The organism is Deltaproteobacteria bacterium, from assembly GCA_016210045.1.
Taxonomy (GTDB): domain Bacteria; phylum UBA10199; class UBA10199.
Genome location: JACQUX010000026.1, coordinates 14,911 through 33,863, shown reverse-complemented (window position 1 = coordinate 33,863; position 18,953 = coordinate 14,911). Strand labels below are relative to the sequence as shown.

Below are 18,953 nucleotides of genomic sequence, written 5' to 3'. Positions count from 1 at the left end.
GGATCAGAGTCCTTTATTAACCACCGCTATTGATACTGTGACGTCGGTTTACAGCCCCTTCGACTTGAATGCCACGTTCCCGATCTTTAACGATGACCATGATGGACTGGCCTCCTGCTTCGAGATCAACCTGACGGACGCAGTAGAGTATCGGGTCCAGGTCGGAGGATTCGGTGACAATGACTCCGGTTCCTACATACTCACGGTGAGTGCAGGCCAAAATTGCCCAGTGCTCGATCCGTGATATGCGCGTGCATCTGCTTCGCGGCGCGGCGCCGGGCGAATGTGGCGTACGCCGTCGCGGCCTGCGTGCAGGCGTCTTGGAGATCGACCATCGCTTCCTGAAGTTCTTGCAGCGCGTCTGTGGTCGCTTCCTGCCAATCGCGAAAATCTTTCGGCGGCGTACCATTCGGCGCCGCGGTTATCGCGACGGCGGCACGCAGCGGCTCGAGTTGCGGCAACGCTTCCGTCGCCAGTTGATCACGGAGTCCGATCGTGAAGCGGCGGATCAGTGCAGTCTCCGCCGCCTCCGTCGCCAAGACCTCGCGCAGATTCGCGCCGCGCCGCAGCGACAGCGCCTCCGCGGCCGGCAGCAGGCGCTGCGCCTCGCGGCTCAATGCCGCGACTGGATGCCGCACCGCCGCGAACTCCGCGCCGAACGGCGACGTCGCCAATTGGCGCGCTACCGCGCTCAAGCGCTTCAGCAGCGTCGCCCCTTTGTCTCCCACAACCTCGGCCTGCTGCAACAGTTTGAGCTGCCACGCCTCCAATTGTTCGACACTGTCCAATTCCACGCCGCGCTCCTTGACCAAGCCGTACAACGTCGCCCGTAGCCGTCGATGCAGGCCGCGATAGAGCCGCTCGGTCACCGGATCATGATCCCATTGCCGCGCTTCGAGTTGAGACATGACGCTCACGACATCATACAGCAGCGCGAAACCGTCGCGCGTGGAGCGCGTCGTCCGCGCCTTGCCGACGAAGTCCAATGGGGCCAACGCGCCGTCGATCGACTCGCCGCGCCGCCACCACTCCAGCGCGAGCAACCCCTGGATGAAACGCCGCGCCCGCAGATACCGCACCAGATTGGGGCCAATGGCTTGTTGGAGGCTGCGTTCCGGTTGCGGAGGACGCGCATCGGCCGGCGCGGCGGGGATCGCATCCCGCAGCAGCCGCTCCCGCTCCATGCCGCTGCTGCGCATGGCAATCACCCAGCGCAAGTGCCGCCGCCGCAGGTCGGCGAACGGCGATGCGCGATCCCACGCCGCGCACCACTGCAGCAGGTCGTCGAGTAGGAGTTGGTCCGCGCCCAATGCATGCGTCGGGGTTGCTCCGTCCTGCACCCCGCGCACGACATGCCCCGCCGCGAAGCGCGCCTGTTCCCCGTACATCCGCAACGCCGCAGAATCCCTCGCCGTGACACTTTTCACGACCGCCGTCGTCAGCGTAAAGAAGCGCGCAGCCATGGCCGCATCCGCCACGGCGAACGGCGCGGAGGCGCGCACCGTGTGTTCAACGCGACCGTCGCGGCGCACCGTATCCGTATGCAGTTCGAATTTTCCGACTAAGTACAATGCGTCGGCGAGATATTGGTGCAACGCCGCTCCGGCCGGTCGATCCTGCGTCTCCACGTCGCCGGCCAACCAAACGGCATAGCGGTGATGGAACTCCTCCACGCGATCCAGCGCTGCCACGAGATGCTCGCGCAGCCGCGCGACGGGATTCGTGACACTCGCCTCGGCCCTACTGCGCCCGCCCACCAGTGGCGCCATCGTCGCGCGCACTTGCACCAACGCCTGATCGCGCAATCCCATCAATTGCGCACGCAACGCCGGTGGCAGCGTGACCCGCAAGGCGCCCTCCACACGTAGCAGCGCGGTATGATACTGACCCCGCCGCAGATGCGAAGTCACTCCGGCCAATAGTCGTGCGGCATCCGCGGCCGACGCAATCGCGCCGGCATCATCCGTATCGCCCGCGACACCACGGACTAACGACACCGTTTCGGTAATCGATTCGATCGGAACGATACTCGACAACAATGTCGCCATCGGGACGGCAATGATTTCTTCCACGCTGTGCGCCTCGCCGCCCACGGCGGTTGCGACCAGCTGCACGCTCGCGGCCAGCGCCAACAGCCATCCCGGCGCCAACTGCATGCCGCCCCCGTTCACACCCCACGCCCCGACCGCCGCGCCACGCCCCGGACTCCACTGCAACGGGCCCATTCCGAGCGACACGCCACCATCCAGCCCCACACCGAACGACACCCCACTCCAATGGAGTTGCAAGCCGATATCCCACGTCTCCCCGCCCCGGAGCATCACACCGACTGCGCCGCCCTCGCCCGTCGCGGCATTGCGCGCCTCGAGCCGCACACCCCCCGCGACCGTCGCCCCGCTAACGCCCAACTCCTCCGCCCGCGTCAGACTCGTCTCGACAAAGTAGTCCGTCACCGGATCCGCGCCTTCGGCGGCGGCGGCCGGACGACGGCGCTCGGTGTCTTCAGCAGGGCGATAGGCCGACTGTTGCGGCAGCGATGTGAACGTAACAGGTCCCGGCGGCGCCATATTTTATCCAGCTATAGTGAGGTGCGACTCGTCAACAGCGACACCCCCCAGCGGAAGCCTTCGCTCCCGGCCAAGTCGTACCGCCCGCCGAGCTCGACCGTGAATGGCATCCCCATCAGCAGCAAGTCTACGCCGGCGCCGAAGCCGAAATCGGTTTTGCGCGCGCCGACTCCGCCGATGGTCACGCCGCCGTGCAATCCAATCTTCGCGTAATCGGTGTCGAGCAACGTCTTGTGAATATTGAGCGACGCGACGGCGAAATCGACCCCGATTTCGTAGTCACTCAGACTGCGGCCGTAGACCGATGGTGTGTTGAGCTGATTGAATTTCGTAAAATCGGGCACGGTGCCAAACTGTTGTCCGGCACCGCCGGCAATACGCAGCACAAACCCCTTGCCCAAATCGACGTCGTATTGAATCCCGCCGCGCGCCTCTTGATACGTCATCGCGCCGGCGTTGATCCGCCCTTGGACGTACGCCGTCAGCGGGCCTTCGCCATACACGAGTTTGAGCGACGGCTTCACTAAGACCGGCGTGTCGCGATCCAGCCCTTCGATCGTCTCGCCGTCCTCGACATGGAGATATTCCACGTCGGTGCCGAGAATAATCCGCCACGGGGAATATTTGCCGCCCAACGGAATGCCGACGGCCATCCCGACACCGACCCGCTGATTCGCGATCACCAGATCGTCGACGTTGAAATAGAGCGACGCGGAGAGCGAAATCTTATTGCTGAACGCCCACGGCTCGTACCAATTGAGTACGCCGCCGTAGGAATTCGGTGCGTAGTGGCCGGAGAGGCCTAACGTCTCCCCTTCGGCGGGGATATGCCGCAACTGCGTTCCGGCCATCACGGTCCAGCCAAGCGCGCCGCTGTATCCGCCGCTGAGCATCACTTCGCCGATCGCAGGGCCGGGGCGACAGACGATATCCACGTAGACATCGTCTTCGCCGCCGGCTTGATCGACGACATAGTTGACGGCAGAAAAATTCCCGGAGCCGCGCAGCCGCGCGATCCCTTTTCTCAATTCGATTTCATTAAAGAGTTCGCCCGGCCGCTGCGCCAATTCCCGCGTCACCAATCGATCATCGACGTTGCGCGCCTTCTCCACCATCACGATCCGATAGCCCTTCAGACGCGCGAGATTGAGTGCCAGTTCCACGACGCCATCGTGGATGCGAAACTGCGCGCTCTGACCGATCCGATAGCCGTGCTCCGTGCAGAAATTGCGGACACGCTCGATACCGGCACTGATCTGCTCCGCGGTATACACGTGCAACACCGGATCGGGCGCACCGAATGCGGCCTCCAGCGCTTCGTGGGCAAATGGATAGTTCCCACGAAACACGACGCGTTTCGGCGCGACCTCCGTGCTCACCGTGACGACGAGCACGTTCCCGTCCTGTTTGCGCCGCACGCCCATGGTCAGCTTCGGCATCTGACCATGCCGGTAATAGTACGCCTCGACGGCCTTCAACCCCGCCTCCATATGGGGCGCGGTCAACGGTGTCGGAAACAACGCGCGCAATGCGGCTTCCGTCTCGTCACCCTCGACCCCTTGTAATTCGATCGCGGTCGGCGCCGGGATCTTCAGCACCGCAATGCGCAGCTTCCCCTCCGTACTCAACTCCGACTTCGTCACTTGATAGAGGAACTGGGCATGCTGAAAGTACTGATGGATCTGTTGCTGAATCCGCTCCAACGCCGCGCGATCGAGGCGAGTCCCGTCGAACATCCGTTCGATGATCGCCTTCGCCGGATCGGACCCATCGAGGTCGAGCACCTCCACACCGCGCGGATGATCGATCGCGCGTACGGTCAGTACTAATTTCGTCGGATCGGCCGGATCGGCCGCAGGTTGTGGCTGCACGGCCAACAGCGGGCACTCTTTCAACAGTTTTTCCCGCTTCTCCAACAAGTCGGCGAAACTCACTTTGTCGCCCGCCTCCAAGTCGAGCACTTTTTCGACTTGCTGCTTGACCGCCGGATCGGCGATGCCGACCACCTCGACCCGACTCAACACGTATGCCTCCGGCTCATCTTCGCGGAACACCACGCGCGCGGCCGGATCGATCGAGAGTCGCACGGTCTCTGGATCGAGCGGTGTCTTCAGCGCCGCGTCCGGGAGCCGCGTGAGCTGGGCAACGTAGACAAATTTGTCCTCCGGATTGTGGAAGATCAGTTCATCTTGCAGGTTATGGCCGATCTCCACCTTGACACGGTCGACTACCTGTTCGGGCTTTTCATCGGGTTTGAACTGGACCTTCTGGACACTGAGCGGGAGGTAATGGACGCCCTCGACGACGACGGAGGTTAATTCAGCCACGGGAACCAACCCTTTCTCTCCCCCGCTGGCCTGTTTTCTCTACATGATTAGTATCGGCAGATCTGCGCAAATGTTGCGTCCGCGGTCGCCAATATATTGACACTGCAAGAACTTTTCGCGTTCCGCGTTCTTCGTTATACTATCCTTGTGCCAAGTCCGGAGACAGCACAGCAGTCGACGACGATCCTCGCCGGCCAACAGAGTTACAATATCCTGCGTCCGCTCGGCAGCGGCGGCATGGGACAAGTCTTTCTCGTCCAAGCCATCCAGGACGCGAAGCCGATCGCGCTGAAATTCCTTCAGGCCGGGCTCACGTCAAAAATCCGGATCGATGCCTTTAAGCGGGAATTCCGGCTGCTCAGCGAGCTGCATCATCCCCACGTCTGCCGTGTCTATGACTTCGGCTTTTCCAGCTCGCACCAACAATATTTCTTCACCGCTGAATTCGTCGAAGGCGAAGATTTATATCGCGCGCTGCTCCAGGCCCCGATCGATCAACTCGAACGCGTGTTGGCCCAAGTCTTGAGCGCGCTCGACTTCATCCATAGCGTCGGCCTGATCCACTTCGATGTCAAAGGCGCGAATATTCTGGTCAGCCGCACGGAAGGCCAGATCCAGACACGCCTCGTCGACTTCGGCGTCACCAGTCCGACCGACCAGCCGATCAAAGAGATCGCCGGGACGCTGAATTACATGGCGCCCGAACTCTTTGCGCCGAACCCGCGCCTCGATCATCGGGTCGACCTCTATTCGCTCGGCGTCGTCTGCTATCGCCTCCTCTCTGGACTCTATCCGTATGAACTCCATAGTCTGGACGAGGCCAAGGCATTTCATGAACAGACGCAGATCGACTGGACACCGCTGCGAGAACGAGGCGCGCCGGAATATCTGAGCCGACTCACACAACGCTTACTGGCACCAAACCCGGACGACCGGTTTCCGTCCGCAGCGGCGGTGCTGAGTTTTCTCACGCTGCACGCTGGCCATGAGTTTCTGGCACTGCCGCGACAAGCGCGCGTCCAGCTGGCGGAGGGTCCGTTTGTCGGCCGCGAACATACGCTGGTCACGTTGCAAAACGCGGTCAAACGCGTGGCCAAATTTCTCGAGAGCGATGAATCGGTCGCCCAAGAGGAACATCCCCAAGCGTACTTGATCGCCGGCGCGCGCGGGATGGGAAAAAGCCGGCTGCTGGCGGAACTGAAGCACGCGAGCCAATTGGAAGAATGCGTGACGATCGCCGTCGATGGCGAACGTGAAGGCCGAGACGTGCTCACGTTTCTCCCGGCACTCGGACTGCCGCCGGAAGAACTGCCGGAAACTCCGGAGGCGGCCGCACCGCTGCTGATGCAATCGGCCGCGAGCAAACCCACGTGTTTCTTAATCGACAACCTCGATCGCGCCGCACTGCCGGTGCAAAAAAGTGTGTCGGCATTGTTAGGCCTACTCTACTCCGCCACGTTGTCCCACGAGGCCTCACCGCTCATCGTGGTCGCAACGTACACCCCGACGGCCGGCGCCCCGCCACAGGCCTCCGGCACGCCAACGCTCGAACTGACACCGCTCCCGCGCGATGCGGTCCACGCGTTCGTGACCCAATTGGTCGGCACGGCGGACGGCGATGCCACCTTTCTCAACGCGGTCTGGAATTTTTCGCACGGCGTCCCGCTGCTGATGTCGGAAGCCGCGCGCCGCTACCATACGGCCGCCGGCGAGCTGCCCACCTCCATCGAAGATCTCTATCGGCAACAAGTCGAACAGCTCAGTACCGAAGCGCGTGAACTGCTCGAACTGCTCGCCTTCGCCGATCGTCCGCTCACTGCGGCCGTCTGCTCGCTGCTCGCCTCCCGCGACTCGGCTGCCGCGCTGCTCGAACTCTACGCGGCCGGACTGGTGCAGCGCGACGGCACACTCGAGACCTACAGCCCGGCAACCGGCGCGCTGACGCAAGTCATCGCGAAGGGATTGCCCGAGACACGCCGCCAACAATTGGCCGATCTCTTGTTGACTTGGTTGGCCACGCAAGCCGACATTCCGGCCCGCGAATTAGCGGTGTATGCGCCGTACACCAGTCACCGCGAAAAGGCGGTGACGATCTTGGAACATGCCGCGAAGGAAGCGGAGCAAGTCGGCGCCACGGAGACGGCGATCCAATTTCTCGAGCGTCGTTTGGAATATTTGCGCGTCCTCAACGAGCAAGCGACAGAACAGATCGTCATTCTGCGGAAAATTGCGACGCTTCGGCTCTTCCAAGGCCGCTATCAAGCGTGCGAGGAAATTTTACAACAACTGCTGACGGCCCAAACCGATCCGGCCGTCGAAGACTTGAAGATGCTCGGACTGGCAAAGCGGGCGCAGCGCAAACCGCAGGAGGCCGGCGAGATCTACGAGCAAGCCCTCGCGAAATTGAGTCCCGACCCCAGCAACCCGGTCTATCTCTTTCTGCTCAATGAGCGAGCCCAAGCCTGGTTGGAGACCGGGGCCACGGAAAAGGCGATCGAGCTGTATCAACGATCGCACACGTGGACTAAAGAGCTCCCCGCCGACAAGCGCCGACAAGTCACGAACAACAACCTCGGCGTGGCGTTGGCGCGCAGCGGGCGCTTCGACCATGCGCTCGCGTTTTATCAAGAAAAGCTGGCCGAATTCGGCCACGACAAACGTTTAGCCTCGTCGATTCATGGCCAACTCGGCGTGCTCCATCTGCATGCCGGCCAAGGCGAGGAGGCCTTAGCGGCCTTCCTCGAGGCGTGGCGCCTCTCACTCGCCATGGGCGCGCAACACAACGCGTTGGCGCTGCTCGATAACATCATCACCCTCTGCCAAAAGAAAGCGGCCTACTCCGAGGCGCTCAAGTACGCGCAGTTGAGTTTCCAAATCAAGGCCAGCAGCGGCGCCGAAGTCGACCTGGCCAGCAGCTTGATGACCGTCGCCACGCTCTACTTGAATCTCGGCACGTCCGATCTCGCAGCCCGCTATCTGACGCAAGCGATGCGACTCGCACGTCGCGCCCGGAACCATCGTCTGTTGGGCTGGATCCAAATCACGTTCGGCTATCTCTATAAAGACCTCGGACGGCTGATGGAATCGCTCAACGCATTTGAAGAAACGATGGCGATCGGCGAAACGCATCACGACGAGAACTTGCAGCGTTGGGGCTACTACGGCGCGATCGACCTGTTGGTGGAAAACGGCGAGATCGAAGAGGCCAATCAATTCATCACGCGACTCACTCCGCTGATGCCGACGGAACAAGACGCGGAGTTCAAGACCCGTTACACATTGCTCACACAAAAAATCGCCGTGATGACGCAACTACGCCCCGACGATCCACTGGGCCCCGCGCTCGTGCGACTGGCGAACGAATGCCTCCGGAATGGATGGCGCGAGCTGCATTGGGAGGCCGAATATCTGCTCGGTATTTATTATCACAAACGCGACGAGATTGAAGACGCGTTGGCGCATCTGCGGACGGCGTACGAAATCATCATGACGATGGTCGCCAATCTGGGCGAGGAATATCGGGAACCGTTTTTGAAACAACGGTCGCGCGCCCGCGTGCTCGTCGATTTAAAGACGATCAGCCGCATCAAATCCGGCGGCGTCTCGGTGGCCGCACTGACGAACGCCACCGCCGTCACCGGCGAGGCCCGCGACGGCGCCACACGTTCGCTCGACACCGCCGCGCCGGCGACACCGCCCGACGCGACCGCCGTCACGACTGCACCACGCGCCAACCTCCGGGCCACGACGAGATTCACCCCGAACAAAGCCCTCGCCACCTACGAACGCGAGATCCTGCAAGCCGCCGTCACCCACTTCGCCGGCGACCTCGAACGCGTCGCCGCATCGCTCGGCTTAGGCATGGAAACGCTGATCGCGAAGCTGAGCCAGTATGGGATTGAGTGAGTGGTTACTTCACCCCCAACAACTCGACTTCAAAGACCAACGTGGCATTCGGCGGAATTGCGCCGGGAACGCCTTGGGGACCGTATGCCAGTTCCGGTGGGATCGTCAGCTTGCGTTTGCCGCCGACCTTCATCCCGGCTACGCCTTCGTCCCAGCCTTTGATCACGCGACCTGCGCCGAGCGGAAACTCGAACGGCTTGCCGTGATCCATCGAACTGTCGAATTTTTTCCCGTCCGTCAGCCAGCCGGTATAGTGGACACTCACCGTCTTGCCGCTCACCGCGACCGCGCCCGTTCCCACCTTCAGGTCCTCTTGCTTCATCGCGCCTCCCCATGCGCTGGTGACCAACAACACCGCGGCCACTGCTAAACTCCCGAACGCCCATTTTCGCGCCATACATCGCTCCTTTTTGGTTACGGTTTCCCCGTCGTTCGTTCCCACGTCTTCAACCGTGCTTCTAATCGCTGCCGCTGCTCTTCCGATTTTTTGCGCGGATTCGTCTTCCAATCCACGCCCGCCAATGCCTCGCGAATCAGCGTCGCCGCCCGATCTTGGTCACCCGCTTTGACCAACAAGTCCGCCAACATTTCCGTGACCCAGACGCGATTGCGCCCATACGACAACGCAAAGGCACGCGCGCCCTGCTGCACGGCCTCGTCGAGTCGGCCTTGCTCGCCCAACACCATCGCGAGGCGATACGGATAGAGATAGTCGTTCGGAAATTCCGCGATGGCCCGCCGCGCCAAGGCTTCCGCCTCTTGCAACGCGCCTCCACGGAGCAACAGTTGGATCGTCGGACTCAACAGACTCCGCATTTCGCCAAACGACGCGCCACCATTCACGCGCCGCAACATCTGGAGCCCGCCTTCGCGGAACGTCGACTTGGCCTCTTCCGCATGGCCGCGCTCTTCGAGACTTGTCGCACGCGCATAAAATTCATCGGCCGGGATCTCGCCGGTCTCGAGTTTGCCGTGCAAATGCAGATCCCATGAATCGTGCGGCTTCGTCGTGCCTAACATCTCGCGCAAATGCGCGGCAAAGGCCGTCGGCTTGGGGACATCCTGCCACGCCCCGATCGGTTCTCCATTGGCCTGCGCAAAGACGATCGTCGGATAGCCCTGGACGTGATAGCGCTGCATCAAGCCATTTGCACGGTCGCTGTCTCCATCCACCCGCACCGCAAAAAACTGCCGCAACAGCTCGACCACGTGCGGATCGCGAAACACGACTTCGCGCATTTGCAGGCAGTACGGGCACCAGCCGGTCTCGAAGAGCAGCATTACCGGTTTGCCACGCCGCACCGCCTCGGCCAGCGTCGCCTTTTGACTGACGTGGTCGTACCAATCGATCGCCGCCACCGCATGCCGCCGACAAGCCGGCATGGCACACAGGATAAGCCACAGGATGAAAATCGCGCGTCGCATTGGTGGTCGCCCCCATATCGCAATCGTTGCGGCTCGGCAAGTCACTGCATACACGGAGCACCTTGACGCCCAACCATCATGTATATGAAGACGCGCCCATGCCCGAACTGCCTGAAGTGGAAACGATTCGCCGCACGCTGTTACCGCTGCCGAGCACGCGCATCGCCAACGTCACGCTCTCCGCCGTGGCCCCACTGGAACACTGCTCCCGTCAGACCGTGCGTCGCGCCCTGCTGAACGCACAATGCACCGCACTCACCCGGCACGGCAAATACCTGTTGCTCTGGACCGATCGCGACGCGGGCCTCGTGCTCCATCTCGGCATGACCGGACGCCTACTCCGCGTTGCGGCGCCGTCCCCGCCTGCCCCGCATACGCATTGCGAACTGCATTTCGCCGATCGACAAATCGTGCGCTACACCGATCCACGACGCTTCGGCACGATCTCACTGACGCACGATCCGCGCGGCGCCGACAATCCCTTTCTGCAACGCCTCGGCCCCGATTATCTGGATCCCGCGTTGCGGCCCGAACACTTCATCGTCCGCGTGCGGCGCCATCCGCGTCTCGCCCTGAAGGCCCTGTTGCTCCATCAAGGCATCGCCGCCGGGATGGGGAACATCTACGCGTGCGAAGCCCTCTACCATGCCGCGCTCGATCCGTGTCGCACTGTCGCACGCTGCAGTGACGCGGAACTCGCGCGCTTGCTCCACGCCGCGCGCCACGTACTGGCAAAGGGGATCACGCACGGCGGCACCACGCTGCGCGATTACGTCGACGGCCACGGCAGTCGCGGCGCCATGCAGACCTTCCTCCAAGTCTACGGCCGCGACGGCCTCTCTACCTTGGATGGCCGCGGCATGGTCAGTCGATTCCCCCAACACGGCCGCTCCACCTGGTTCGCTCCGGAGATTCAGCGGTAACAAACCCTGTTCCATTTTCTCTCAACCATGCAGGCATCCGCATTCGTTTCGAGATATTGCAATCAGCGTCGTGACACATCGTGGAACCCAGGTTCCGAAAGCAATAAGGAACGCTGACAGTGGCTGAGGCCGAGGGGGCCTACGGGGAAGAGCAGGGGCTCTCGCAGCCGTTTTTTCCTTGCGTTATCTAACGACGAAAACGGCGAGGGCGAGCGCGCGGCCGCTCGATGCGGCCGCAAGGACCGGCTTTGCCGGTCCGCGCAGCAAAACCGAAGGTTTTGCGCAGCAGATGCCAGCGTACCCTGCTCTTCCCCGTAGGCCCCCTCGGCCCATCGCGATGGAGAACAAAGGCCCCGCTCGGAGCACCCGAGCGGGGCCTCGTGATCATCGCGGGCGCGCGCTATTGCGTATCGGCGCCGGCTGCGTCTTCTGTGGCGTCATCCGCTTCCGCTTCATCCTCGTCCTCTTCCTCATCTGCGGGCTCGGACTCGCTAGTCGTGTCTTCCGCCTCATCCGCTTCATCTAACAGGTCTTCTTCGTCACCATCGTCGCTCGCTTCATCCGCAGCCTCATCCCCTGCATCGGCCTCGGGCGCATCGCGTGTGGTCCACGACCACTCCCGCACTTCCACCGGCCGGCCGTCGCGGCATTCCACGCCATCGAGCGTCGCAGTGTAGACCGTCTCCGGGGTGAACGGATCGGCGAAGTGGCGACACGTAATCCGTGTCAGTCGTGCGAAGAATGGATACAAAAGCCGATAGTGACACGCAATCGCGTCGCCATCGGACGATTCGACACGGAAGGTCTGCGCATTCACGGTCAACGGATTCACGCGGCACGAAATCAACGCACGCACGCGTTTGCGCAGCGCCACGTGTTTCCGACCATGCCACGGCCGAACGCGCAGCACATGCGCTTGGACGTCATCCTCGGCCACGGCCTCGCCATCACAGGCATTCTCGTCGCTATCGTCTTCGACTCCGTCCAGACTGCAATCGCGTTCGAACGCGTCGTCGCTTCCATCGCCGTCGGCATCGTCATCGGACGCATCGGCCACGCCGTCGTCATCTTGATCGATAAATTCCGACGGATCGTTCTCACAGCTCCCAGTGGAACCGCTCACGGTGATTCCGCCCAATGCGATCCGCCCATTTCCGCGCCCAATCGCCAGTCCCGAGCCGCGGAATCCGGCCACACGCCCGCGGAACTTCAGTGCCGCGATGAACGTCCCGTCATGCGACAGGCCGATCACATACGAATGCCCGACGCGCAGCTTGAGGATAAACGAACAGTCGTCTTCTACAACCGTGCTGATTGTCGAACCGTCGGTATCGGTCGCGATCACTTCATCCGCCGCACAGGCGAAGGACATGCCACCACCGCCCAGATGCTTACTCACACTCGCCGCGCTCTCGCTCCCGGTCGGCACCGTCCCCGAGACCTCGCGCACTGCACTGTCATCGTTCGTACTCGTGTCACTGCTGGCACTCGTCCCCGATCCGACCTTGCCACAGGCCGCGAGCAGTAATGCGGCCACACCGATACACCCCCACGTGCTGACACGTGACTTCATAACGCCTCCTCTGTTGATAGAACGAACCGTTTCTTCTCGGAACCTTGGGGCGCCTCACTCCGGCCGGACGCGACGCACCCGCTCACCCTTCCTGCATTAATCCTCTTCCGTCCTCCACGACCAACTGCGCGTCTGCACGACACTACCATTGGTACATGCGACACCGGCTAACGTTGCCGTATAGACCGTCAACGCGGCGAACGGATCGTTGTCGTGCCGACACACTACGCCGCTCCCCGATTCATGGACCCGTAATTGACAATCGATCACCACGCCATCCGCGGATTCGACGCGGAATGTTTCCGTTGTAAGCGACGCCTCGTCAATCGTGCAGGCGACTAAAGCGCCGACCGTTTCGCGCAGACTGACCAATTCAAACAGCGTCGTGTTCCGCGGCTTCACGCGCAACACCGGCACCGTGCCGGCCACGTCCGTTGCATCGCAGCTATCGGTCTCTTCATCCAGCTCGCCGGGAATGCCGTCCAGATCGCAGTCGTCTTCGTCTTCGTCGCTGATCCCGTCGCCGTCGTCGTCGTCGTCTTCATCATCTGACTCTCCGTCGCCGTCGAGATCGTTCTGGGCATCGGGATCGTATTGTGCCCGCGCCAGTCCCTGCGCGATCGTGATCCGCCCGAGCGCCAATGGGCTCACGCTCGCGGCCACGACGGCCACATAGGAAGAATAGGCATCGTTGACGCGGGGAACGAAAAGATGGCCGACCGGTATCGCGTTCTTCAGGAAGCGAAACAGATACGCCTTGCGCACCGGGAGTGACACGGTGAAGCTGCAGTCCGTATCAATCTCCACCTCTTTCTGCAGCCCGCGGGAATTAATGACACGGACGGTATCGGCAACACACGCGCCACCGACGCGATCGGTCATCCCGAAGCGCACACCCTTCGCCTCCGTCATGGTTGATTCATCCGCCGCCGCGTCGCCGCTCGTCACCTCACCCGTGACCGCCCGCTCGCCGGTATCGGGATTGCCGGTCTCCGTGCCACCTTGCAACGAGGTCACACGCCCGCACGCCGTGCAGAGCAGCAGTACGCACCACCACCACCCATTCGGCAGACGTCGTGTCATGATGCGTCCTCCGCCGCGGCGCGCGAGACCGGAAAGAGTTGGAGATTGAGTTGCACCACCAGCTCCGGCGCCGTGTCATTCGCGACCAACTTTAAGATTTCCTGCCGAAACTCTTGGACCTTCCGCTTCAGCATCGGCAGTCGCTCCTTGGCAATGCCTAACGTCAATGCACTCACATCCCGTTCGCTCGCCGGGGTGATATCCAGAATCGTCTTGGTTAAATCAAGCAAGTTGCGATGATAGTTCAGCAACATCACCGAGCGCACTTCGGCTCCGGTCGACACGAGCGTGCTGGTCTGTGCCCAGCGGCCTTCCGACGTCCGCTGCAGAAACCCCAACTGTTCGAGTAACCCGAGCGACTTCTCCACTTGCGCGGGCGTGATCGCCGGATTCAGCCGATTCGCGATCCAGGTCGGCGTCCCGTCGAAATCGGGCGCCGTCACGAGTTCCCGAATCACCGGATGATACCACGCCGCGTAATATTCATATTGCTGCCGCTCGATCGGCCGCAGTTCGTTGTATTTGCGCGAACTCAACAGCCGTTGATAGTAGCGATCCCGCTCCGCAGTGTCGGCCGCTTGATTGAAGCCGACCAAGTTGCGGAAGAATTCCTGCTCCTGCTTGTTGAGCCGCAACCCGATCATGAATTTCGGCAGACTTTTTTCGGTCAGATTGCGCGCCCCGTCCATCACGAGTTTCAGGAAATTCGGCGACGTGAATCCGGCCCGCAATGCAAAGGCCCGGAACGAAAAGGCCCGCTGCGTCCGCTTCATCGCGGCATACCAATCGCGCAGGAATGCCCGATAGTCGAGATAGCTAAAGAGATTAACCGGTGTGGTCGGGCCCCGTGCCATGAATACATCCTAGGCCCGCCGTCCGACATTGGCAAGAATACAGGACATTTTCCGTATTCGCGTGAATACAGATGGTCATATAAGATATTAATTATTAAATATTTATTTATACAAATTACAATACAGTCTGATTATTCTGTATACTACTGCCGCGCTTGCAAAACCGACTGATCTTCCCGGCGGACCGGAGCGACGGTGGGGAGGCAATAGGGTACGCTATCGCAGCGCCATCGAGGCGCTGCGCGCTCACCCTCGCCGTTTTCGACTTTAGATTTCGCAAGGAAAAAACGGCTGCGAGAGCCCCTATTGCCTCCCCACCGCCGCTCCGGCCGATACGCCATCCACGTCCAGCCTCATTGACTCAGCTGGACAAAGGCGCTCCACAGTTACAGATCTCGAGGCAAAGACAGAGCACGGGCGCAAGACCAGCGATTCACTTTCACCACGTCCTCACAAGAGGAATGGATGGAGCGTGCGCATACGACGTTATTCCTTCCACGGCCGCGGGACGGTGCCGGGGTGTCCCAGGGGCTCTCGCAGCCGTTTTCTCCGCGCGCGTTGCAACAACGAAAACGGCGAGGGCGAGCGGCGGCGCGCCTCGATGGCGCGCCGACCGCGTACCCTGGGACACCCCGGCACCGTCCCGCGGCCCCCTCGGATGACCCGCGGACCGAAATCAATTTTGCGAACACACCCTAATTCCGCAACGGTTTCCCGGTCATCAGCATGGTTTGGATGCGGGCGTGGGTCCGTGCGTCGCCACAGAGTTGGAGGAAGACCTCGCGTTCCAAGTCGAGAACGTCTTGTTCCGTGGCGGTCCACGGGCCGGGCCTATTACCGCCGGTGAGGATGTACGCGAGTTTCTCGGCCAACACGACGTCGTATTCCGTGACCAAGCCTTGCAGCCGGAATTGCGCGATCGCGTTGCGGATCGCCATCCAGCCGCCGCGCCCAGGGAGTTCGATCGTTTCCGATGCCGGCGGTTGATAGCCGGGCGCCAATTCGAGCACATCGGCCTTTGCATCCATCAGCAGTTGTTCACGATCGAGCGTGACGCGATCGGTGGCGCGCAGATACCCGATGTTGACCGCTTCCTTCGCCGAGGTCGAGACTTTCGCGAAGCCGATGGTTTCAAACGCACGCTGCACTTTGGGGAATGGGCCGCCGTCGTCGGGCGACATCCAGATCCGGTCCGTCGCGCGCAGTGAAGCGCGCGCGTTCGCTTGCATCCGCAGCAACATATTTTTGCAACCACACCCCGCGGGGATCAGGCCGACGCCAAGCTCGACCAAACCCATATAGGTTTCCGCCGCCGCGCGCACCCGCGCCGCGCTCAGCACGACTTCGCAGCCCCCACCCAACGCCAATTGGAACGGCGCGACCACGACCGGTTTCTTCGCAAAGCGGATCCGCTGCCCCATCGACTGGAACTGGCGGACGATTTCGTCGATCTGCGTCCAGTTCTGCTGTTGCGCCTCCAGGAAGATCAGCATCAAGTTGGCGCCGACACAGAAATTCACACCCTCGTTCCCGATCACTAACCCTTGGCCCTCGCGCTCCGCGCGCTCGACACCCGCGTTGAGCATCGCGATGATGCCTTCGTCGATCGCGTTCATCTTGCTGTGAAATTCGCAACAGAAGACGCCATCGCCGAGATCGAGCAGACTTCCACTCTCGTTCGCCTCGACGACTTTTTTCAGCACATGGAGTTGGGAGAGGACGATCAGGCCGGGCTTGGCGGGCACAGACTGGTACGCCGACGACGCGGCATCGAAATACGTCGGCCGCGCGTCGCGGGCTTGATAAAAACTCCCGGCACCTGACTTCAAGACCTGCGCCGCCAACGCCGGCACGGCACGCCCTTCTTTTTCCAACCGTTCGACGGCCACTCGCACGCCGAGCGCATCCCAGGTCGCGAAGGGGCCTAATTCCCACCCGAACCCCCACTCCATGCCGTGATCCACATTCACGACGTCGTCGGCGATTTCCGGAATCCGATTCGCCGCATAGACCAACGTCTCGGAGACCAACGGCCAAGCGATCTTGCCGGCATCGTCGGCGGCCAACACCACAGTCCGGACTCGTTCGCGCACGTCTTCGATATTTTTCGCCGCGCCCAAGCTCGGCGCCTTGAATTTCTGTTGCGCGCGATACGCAAACGTCGCGGGATCGAAGGCCAAGATTTCCGTCGCCCCGTCGGCATTTTTCGTTTTTTTGAAAAATCCTTGTTTTGTTTTATCGCCCAGGAATTTTTCTTGGATCATCCGCGTCACGAAATCCGGCAACTGAAAGATGGCGCGCGCCTCGTCCTGCGTGCATTGCTCGTACGCAGTCTGCGCGACATGCGCGAGCGTGTCGAGTCCGACTAAGTCTGCGGTTCGAAACGTGGCGCTCTTCGGCCGACCGAGCGGCGGCCCCATGATCTTGTCGATCACTTCTACTGACCAACCGTGTTTCGCTAACGCGTGCAGCGTGACCATGATGCCGTGCACGCCGATCCGATTCGCGACGAAATTCGGCGTGTCTTTCGCCCAGACGACACCTTTGCCCAACGTGTCGGTCAGGAACGTGGCCATCGTCTGGACGACGCGTTGGTCCGTGCCCGCGCCGCCGACCAGTTCAACCAGCTTGAGATAGCGGACTGGATTGAAGAAATGGGTAATGCAGAATTGTTGTTTGAACGCCGCAGAACGGCCTTCGGTCAACAAGTGCCAGCCGATGCCGGACGTGTTCGAACTGACGATCTGATTGGGCCGCAGCAGCGCCTCGAGCTTGGCGTAGAGATCGCGTTTCGGCTGCAATTGCTCGATGATAACTTCGACGATCCAGTCGCAGTCTTTGACTTTTGGCAGATCGTCGGCAATCGTGCCGGGCGTGATCAACCGAATATCCGCAGCGTCGTAGAGCAACGCCGGTTTCATCTTCGGGAGATCGGCGAGGGCCTTGTCCACCCACGGTCGTTCCAGATCGAGCAACAGGCTTGGAATCCCGCAGTTCGCCAAATGCGCCGCGATCCCTTTGCCCATCACGCCGGAACCGATCACCGCCACTTTCTTGATCCGCGCTGGATTCATAGCCGCTCCACGATCGTCGCCACACCTTGGCCACCACCGACACACATTGTTTCCAGCCCAATCGTCTTGTTGTTCTTTTGTAACGCATTGAGCAGCGTCGCCATGATCCGCGCGCCGGTGCATCCGAGTGGATGGCCGAGCGCAATCGCGCCACCGTGCACGTTGAGCCTCGCCGGATCGATTTCCAGCGCCTTCACACAGGCCAACGTCTGCGCGGCGAAGGCCTCGTTCATTTCGAACAGATCGACGTCACTCAGTTTCAACCCCGCGCGCTTCAAGACCTTCGGGACTGCGGCAATCGGCCCTTCGCCCATCGTCGCGGGATCGACACCGGCCACAGCCATCGCGCGGATGCGCGCCAACGGCTTAATGCCGAGCTGCTTGGCCTTCGCGGCCGTCATCAGGATCGTCGCCGCAGCGCCGTCCGTCAGCGGACTGGAATTTCCCGCCGTCACCGTCCCATCCGCATGGAACGCCGGTTTCAGCGACGCCAATTTTTCGAGCGTCGTGTCGGCACGCGGCCCTTCGTCGACTTCCGCCGTTTTCGTGGCGCCGTTCAACTGCCACGCCGCGCACGCGACGATTTCGTCGTTCAACACACCTGCCTGTTGCGCGGCAATCGCCTTTTGATGGGAGCTGAGCGCGCATTGGTCCTGCATCGCACGCGTAATGCCATATTTCTTCGCCAACGTCTCGGCCGTCGTCCCCATGCCAATGTACGCCTGCGGACATCCGACGACCGTGAGCAGTTTTTCATTGAGTGACGGATTGAACCCACCCATCGGGACATGGCTCATCGACTCGACACCACCGGCGATAAAGACTTCGCCATTGCCGGCCAGCAACGCCTGCGCAGCGATATTGATGGCGGTGAGCGACGACGCGCAGAAGCGATTGATCGTGGCGGCGCCCATGGACAACGGGAGCCCGGCCAGGAAACTGATATTGCGCGCGACATTCAGTCCCTGTTCTCCTTCGGGCATCGCACAGCCGATCAACAAATCTTCGATATCGGCAAGCGGCAATTGCGGAACTTTTGCAAGGGCCGCGCGAATGACTTCAGCGGCCAAGTCATCGATGCGGGTGTTGGCGAAATGCCCTTTCTTCGCGCGCCCCATCGGACTGCGCACCGCTGCGACCACGACGACCTCGGTCCCCATATTGCCTCCTGTGGTGTGAGTGTGAACTTATTGATCCCTCCCCCTCACCCAACCCTCTCCC

11 protein-coding genes are annotated in these 18,953 nt (G+C 61.5%); 2 read left to right on the top strand and 9 right to left on the bottom strand.

Annotation, left to right across the window (positions count from 1 at the left end):
• Positions 1–200: 200 nt before the first annotated feature.
• Together HY696_08925 and HY696_08920 are read right to left on the bottom strand one after the other, a co-directional pair.
• Complete coding sequence (locus HY696_08925) at positions 201–2,567, bottom strand: hypothetical protein (GenBank protein ID MBI4238520.1); 2,367 nt, start codon at positions 2,565–2,567, stop codon at positions 201–203.
• 11 nt (positions 2,568–2,578) lie between these two features.
• Complete coding sequence (locus HY696_08920; GenBank protein MBI4238519.1) at positions 2,579–4,894, bottom strand: BamA/TamA family outer membrane protein; 2,316 nt, start codon at positions 4,892–4,894, stop codon at positions 2,579–2,581.
• Between the two features lie 147 nt (positions 4,895–5,041).
• Between HY696_08920 and HY696_08915 the strand changes: the two genes are divergently transcribed.
• Positions 5,042–8,800: a protein kinase gene (locus tag HY696_08915; protein MBI4238518.1), complete on the top strand. Its 3,759-nt coding sequence runs from the start codon at positions 5,042–5,044 to the stop codon at positions 8,798–8,800.
• Between the two features lie 4 nt (positions 8,801–8,804).
• On the opposite strand, the gene HY696_08910 is transcribed toward HY696_08915, so the two are convergent.
• Positions 8,805–9,122 (bottom strand): FKBP-type peptidyl-prolyl cis-trans isomerase, encoded by a 318-nt coding sequence (locus tag HY696_08910; protein MBI4238517.1) that lies wholly within the window; start codon positions 9,120–9,122, stop codon positions 8,805–8,807.
• Positions 9,123–9,214: 92 nt separating this feature from the next.
• Positions 9,215–10,225 carry a thioredoxin family protein gene (locus HY696_08905; protein MBI4238516.1) on the bottom strand — a complete coding sequence of 337 codons (1,011 nt, stop codon included), beginning with the start codon at positions 10,223–10,225 and terminating at the stop codon, positions 9,215–9,217.
• A 98-nt stretch (positions 10,226–10,323) separates the two neighbouring features.
• On the opposite strand from HY696_08905, the gene mutM reads away from it, so the two are divergent.
• Positions 10,324–11,148, top strand: a complete 825-nt coding sequence (gene mutM / locus HY696_08900) for a bifunctional DNA-formamidopyrimidine glycosylase/DNA-(apurinic or apyrimidinic site) lyase (protein MBI4238515.1) — start codon at positions 10,324–10,326, stop codon at positions 11,146–11,148.
• 400 nt (positions 11,149–11,548) lie between these two features.
• Here mutM and HY696_08895 read toward each other — a convergent pair whose 3' ends face one another.
• The 5 genes from HY696_08895 to HY696_08875 form a co-directional block, all read right to left on the bottom strand.
• Entirely contained in the window at positions 11,549–12,721 is a 1,173-nt protein-coding gene (locus HY696_08895) for a hypothetical protein (GenBank protein MBI4238514.1), read from the bottom strand.
• A gap of 96 nt (positions 12,722–12,817) precedes the next feature.
• Positions 12,818–13,804, bottom strand: coding sequence for a hypothetical protein (locus HY696_08890; GenBank protein MBI4238513.1), 987 nt, complete (start codon positions 13,802–13,804; stop codon positions 12,818–12,820).
• Entirely contained in the window at positions 13,801–14,658 is an 858-nt protein-coding gene (locus tag HY696_08885; protein ID MBI4238512.1) for a TIGR02147 family protein, read from the bottom strand. The genes HY696_08890 and HY696_08885 overlap by 4 nt, the downstream gene beginning before the upstream one ends.
• Positions 14,659–15,353: 695 nt before the next feature.
• Positions 15,354–17,732 (bottom strand): 3-hydroxyacyl-CoA dehydrogenase/enoyl-CoA hydratase family protein, encoded by a 2,379-nt coding sequence (locus tag HY696_08880; protein MBI4238511.1) that lies wholly within the window; start codon positions 17,730–17,732, stop codon positions 15,354–15,356.
• On the bottom strand, positions 17,729–18,892 hold the full coding sequence (locus tag HY696_08875) for a thiolase family protein (GenBank protein ID MBI4238510.1): 1,164 nt from the start codon (positions 18,890–18,892) through the stop codon (positions 17,729–17,731). The genes HY696_08880 and HY696_08875 overlap by 4 nt, the downstream gene beginning before the upstream one ends.
• Between the last annotated feature and the right edge of the window lie 61 nt (positions 18,893–18,953).

Excerpts from the sequence above, each read along its gene's own strand:
- HY696_08925 (MBI4238520.1), bottom strand. The coding sequence starts at position 2,567 with ATGGCGCCGCCGGGACCTGTTACGTTCACATCGCTGCCGCAACAGTCG.
- HY696_08910 (MBI4238517.1), bottom strand. The coding sequence starts at position 9,122 with ATGAAGCAAGAGGACCTGAAGGTGGGAACGGGCGCGGTCGCGGTGAGC.
- HY696_08905 (MBI4238516.1), bottom strand. The coding sequence starts at position 10,225 with ATGCGACGCGCGATTTTCATCCTGTGGCTTATCCTGTGTGCCATGCCG.
- mutM (MBI4238515.1), top strand. The coding sequence starts at position 10,324 with ATGCCCGAACTGCCTGAAGTGGAAACGATTCGCCGCACGCTGTTACCG.
- HY696_08895 (MBI4238514.1), bottom strand. The coding sequence starts at position 12,721 with ATGAAGTCACGTGTCAGCACGTGGGGGTGTATCGGTGTGGCCGCATTA.
- HY696_08890 (MBI4238513.1), bottom strand. The coding sequence starts at position 13,804 with ATGACACGACGTCTGCCGAATGGGTGGTGGTGGTGCGTACTGCTGCTC.
- HY696_08885 (MBI4238512.1), bottom strand. The coding sequence starts at position 14,658 with ATGGCACGGGGCCCGACCACACCGGTTAATCTCTTTAGCTATCTCGAC.
- HY696_08880 (MBI4238511.1), bottom strand. The coding sequence starts at position 17,732 with ATGAATCCAGCGCGGATCAAGAAAGTGGCGGTGATCGGTTCCGGCGTG.
- HY696_08875 (MBI4238510.1), bottom strand. The coding sequence starts at position 18,892 with ATGGGGACCGAGGTCGTCGTGGTCGCAGCGGTGCGCAGTCCGATGGGG.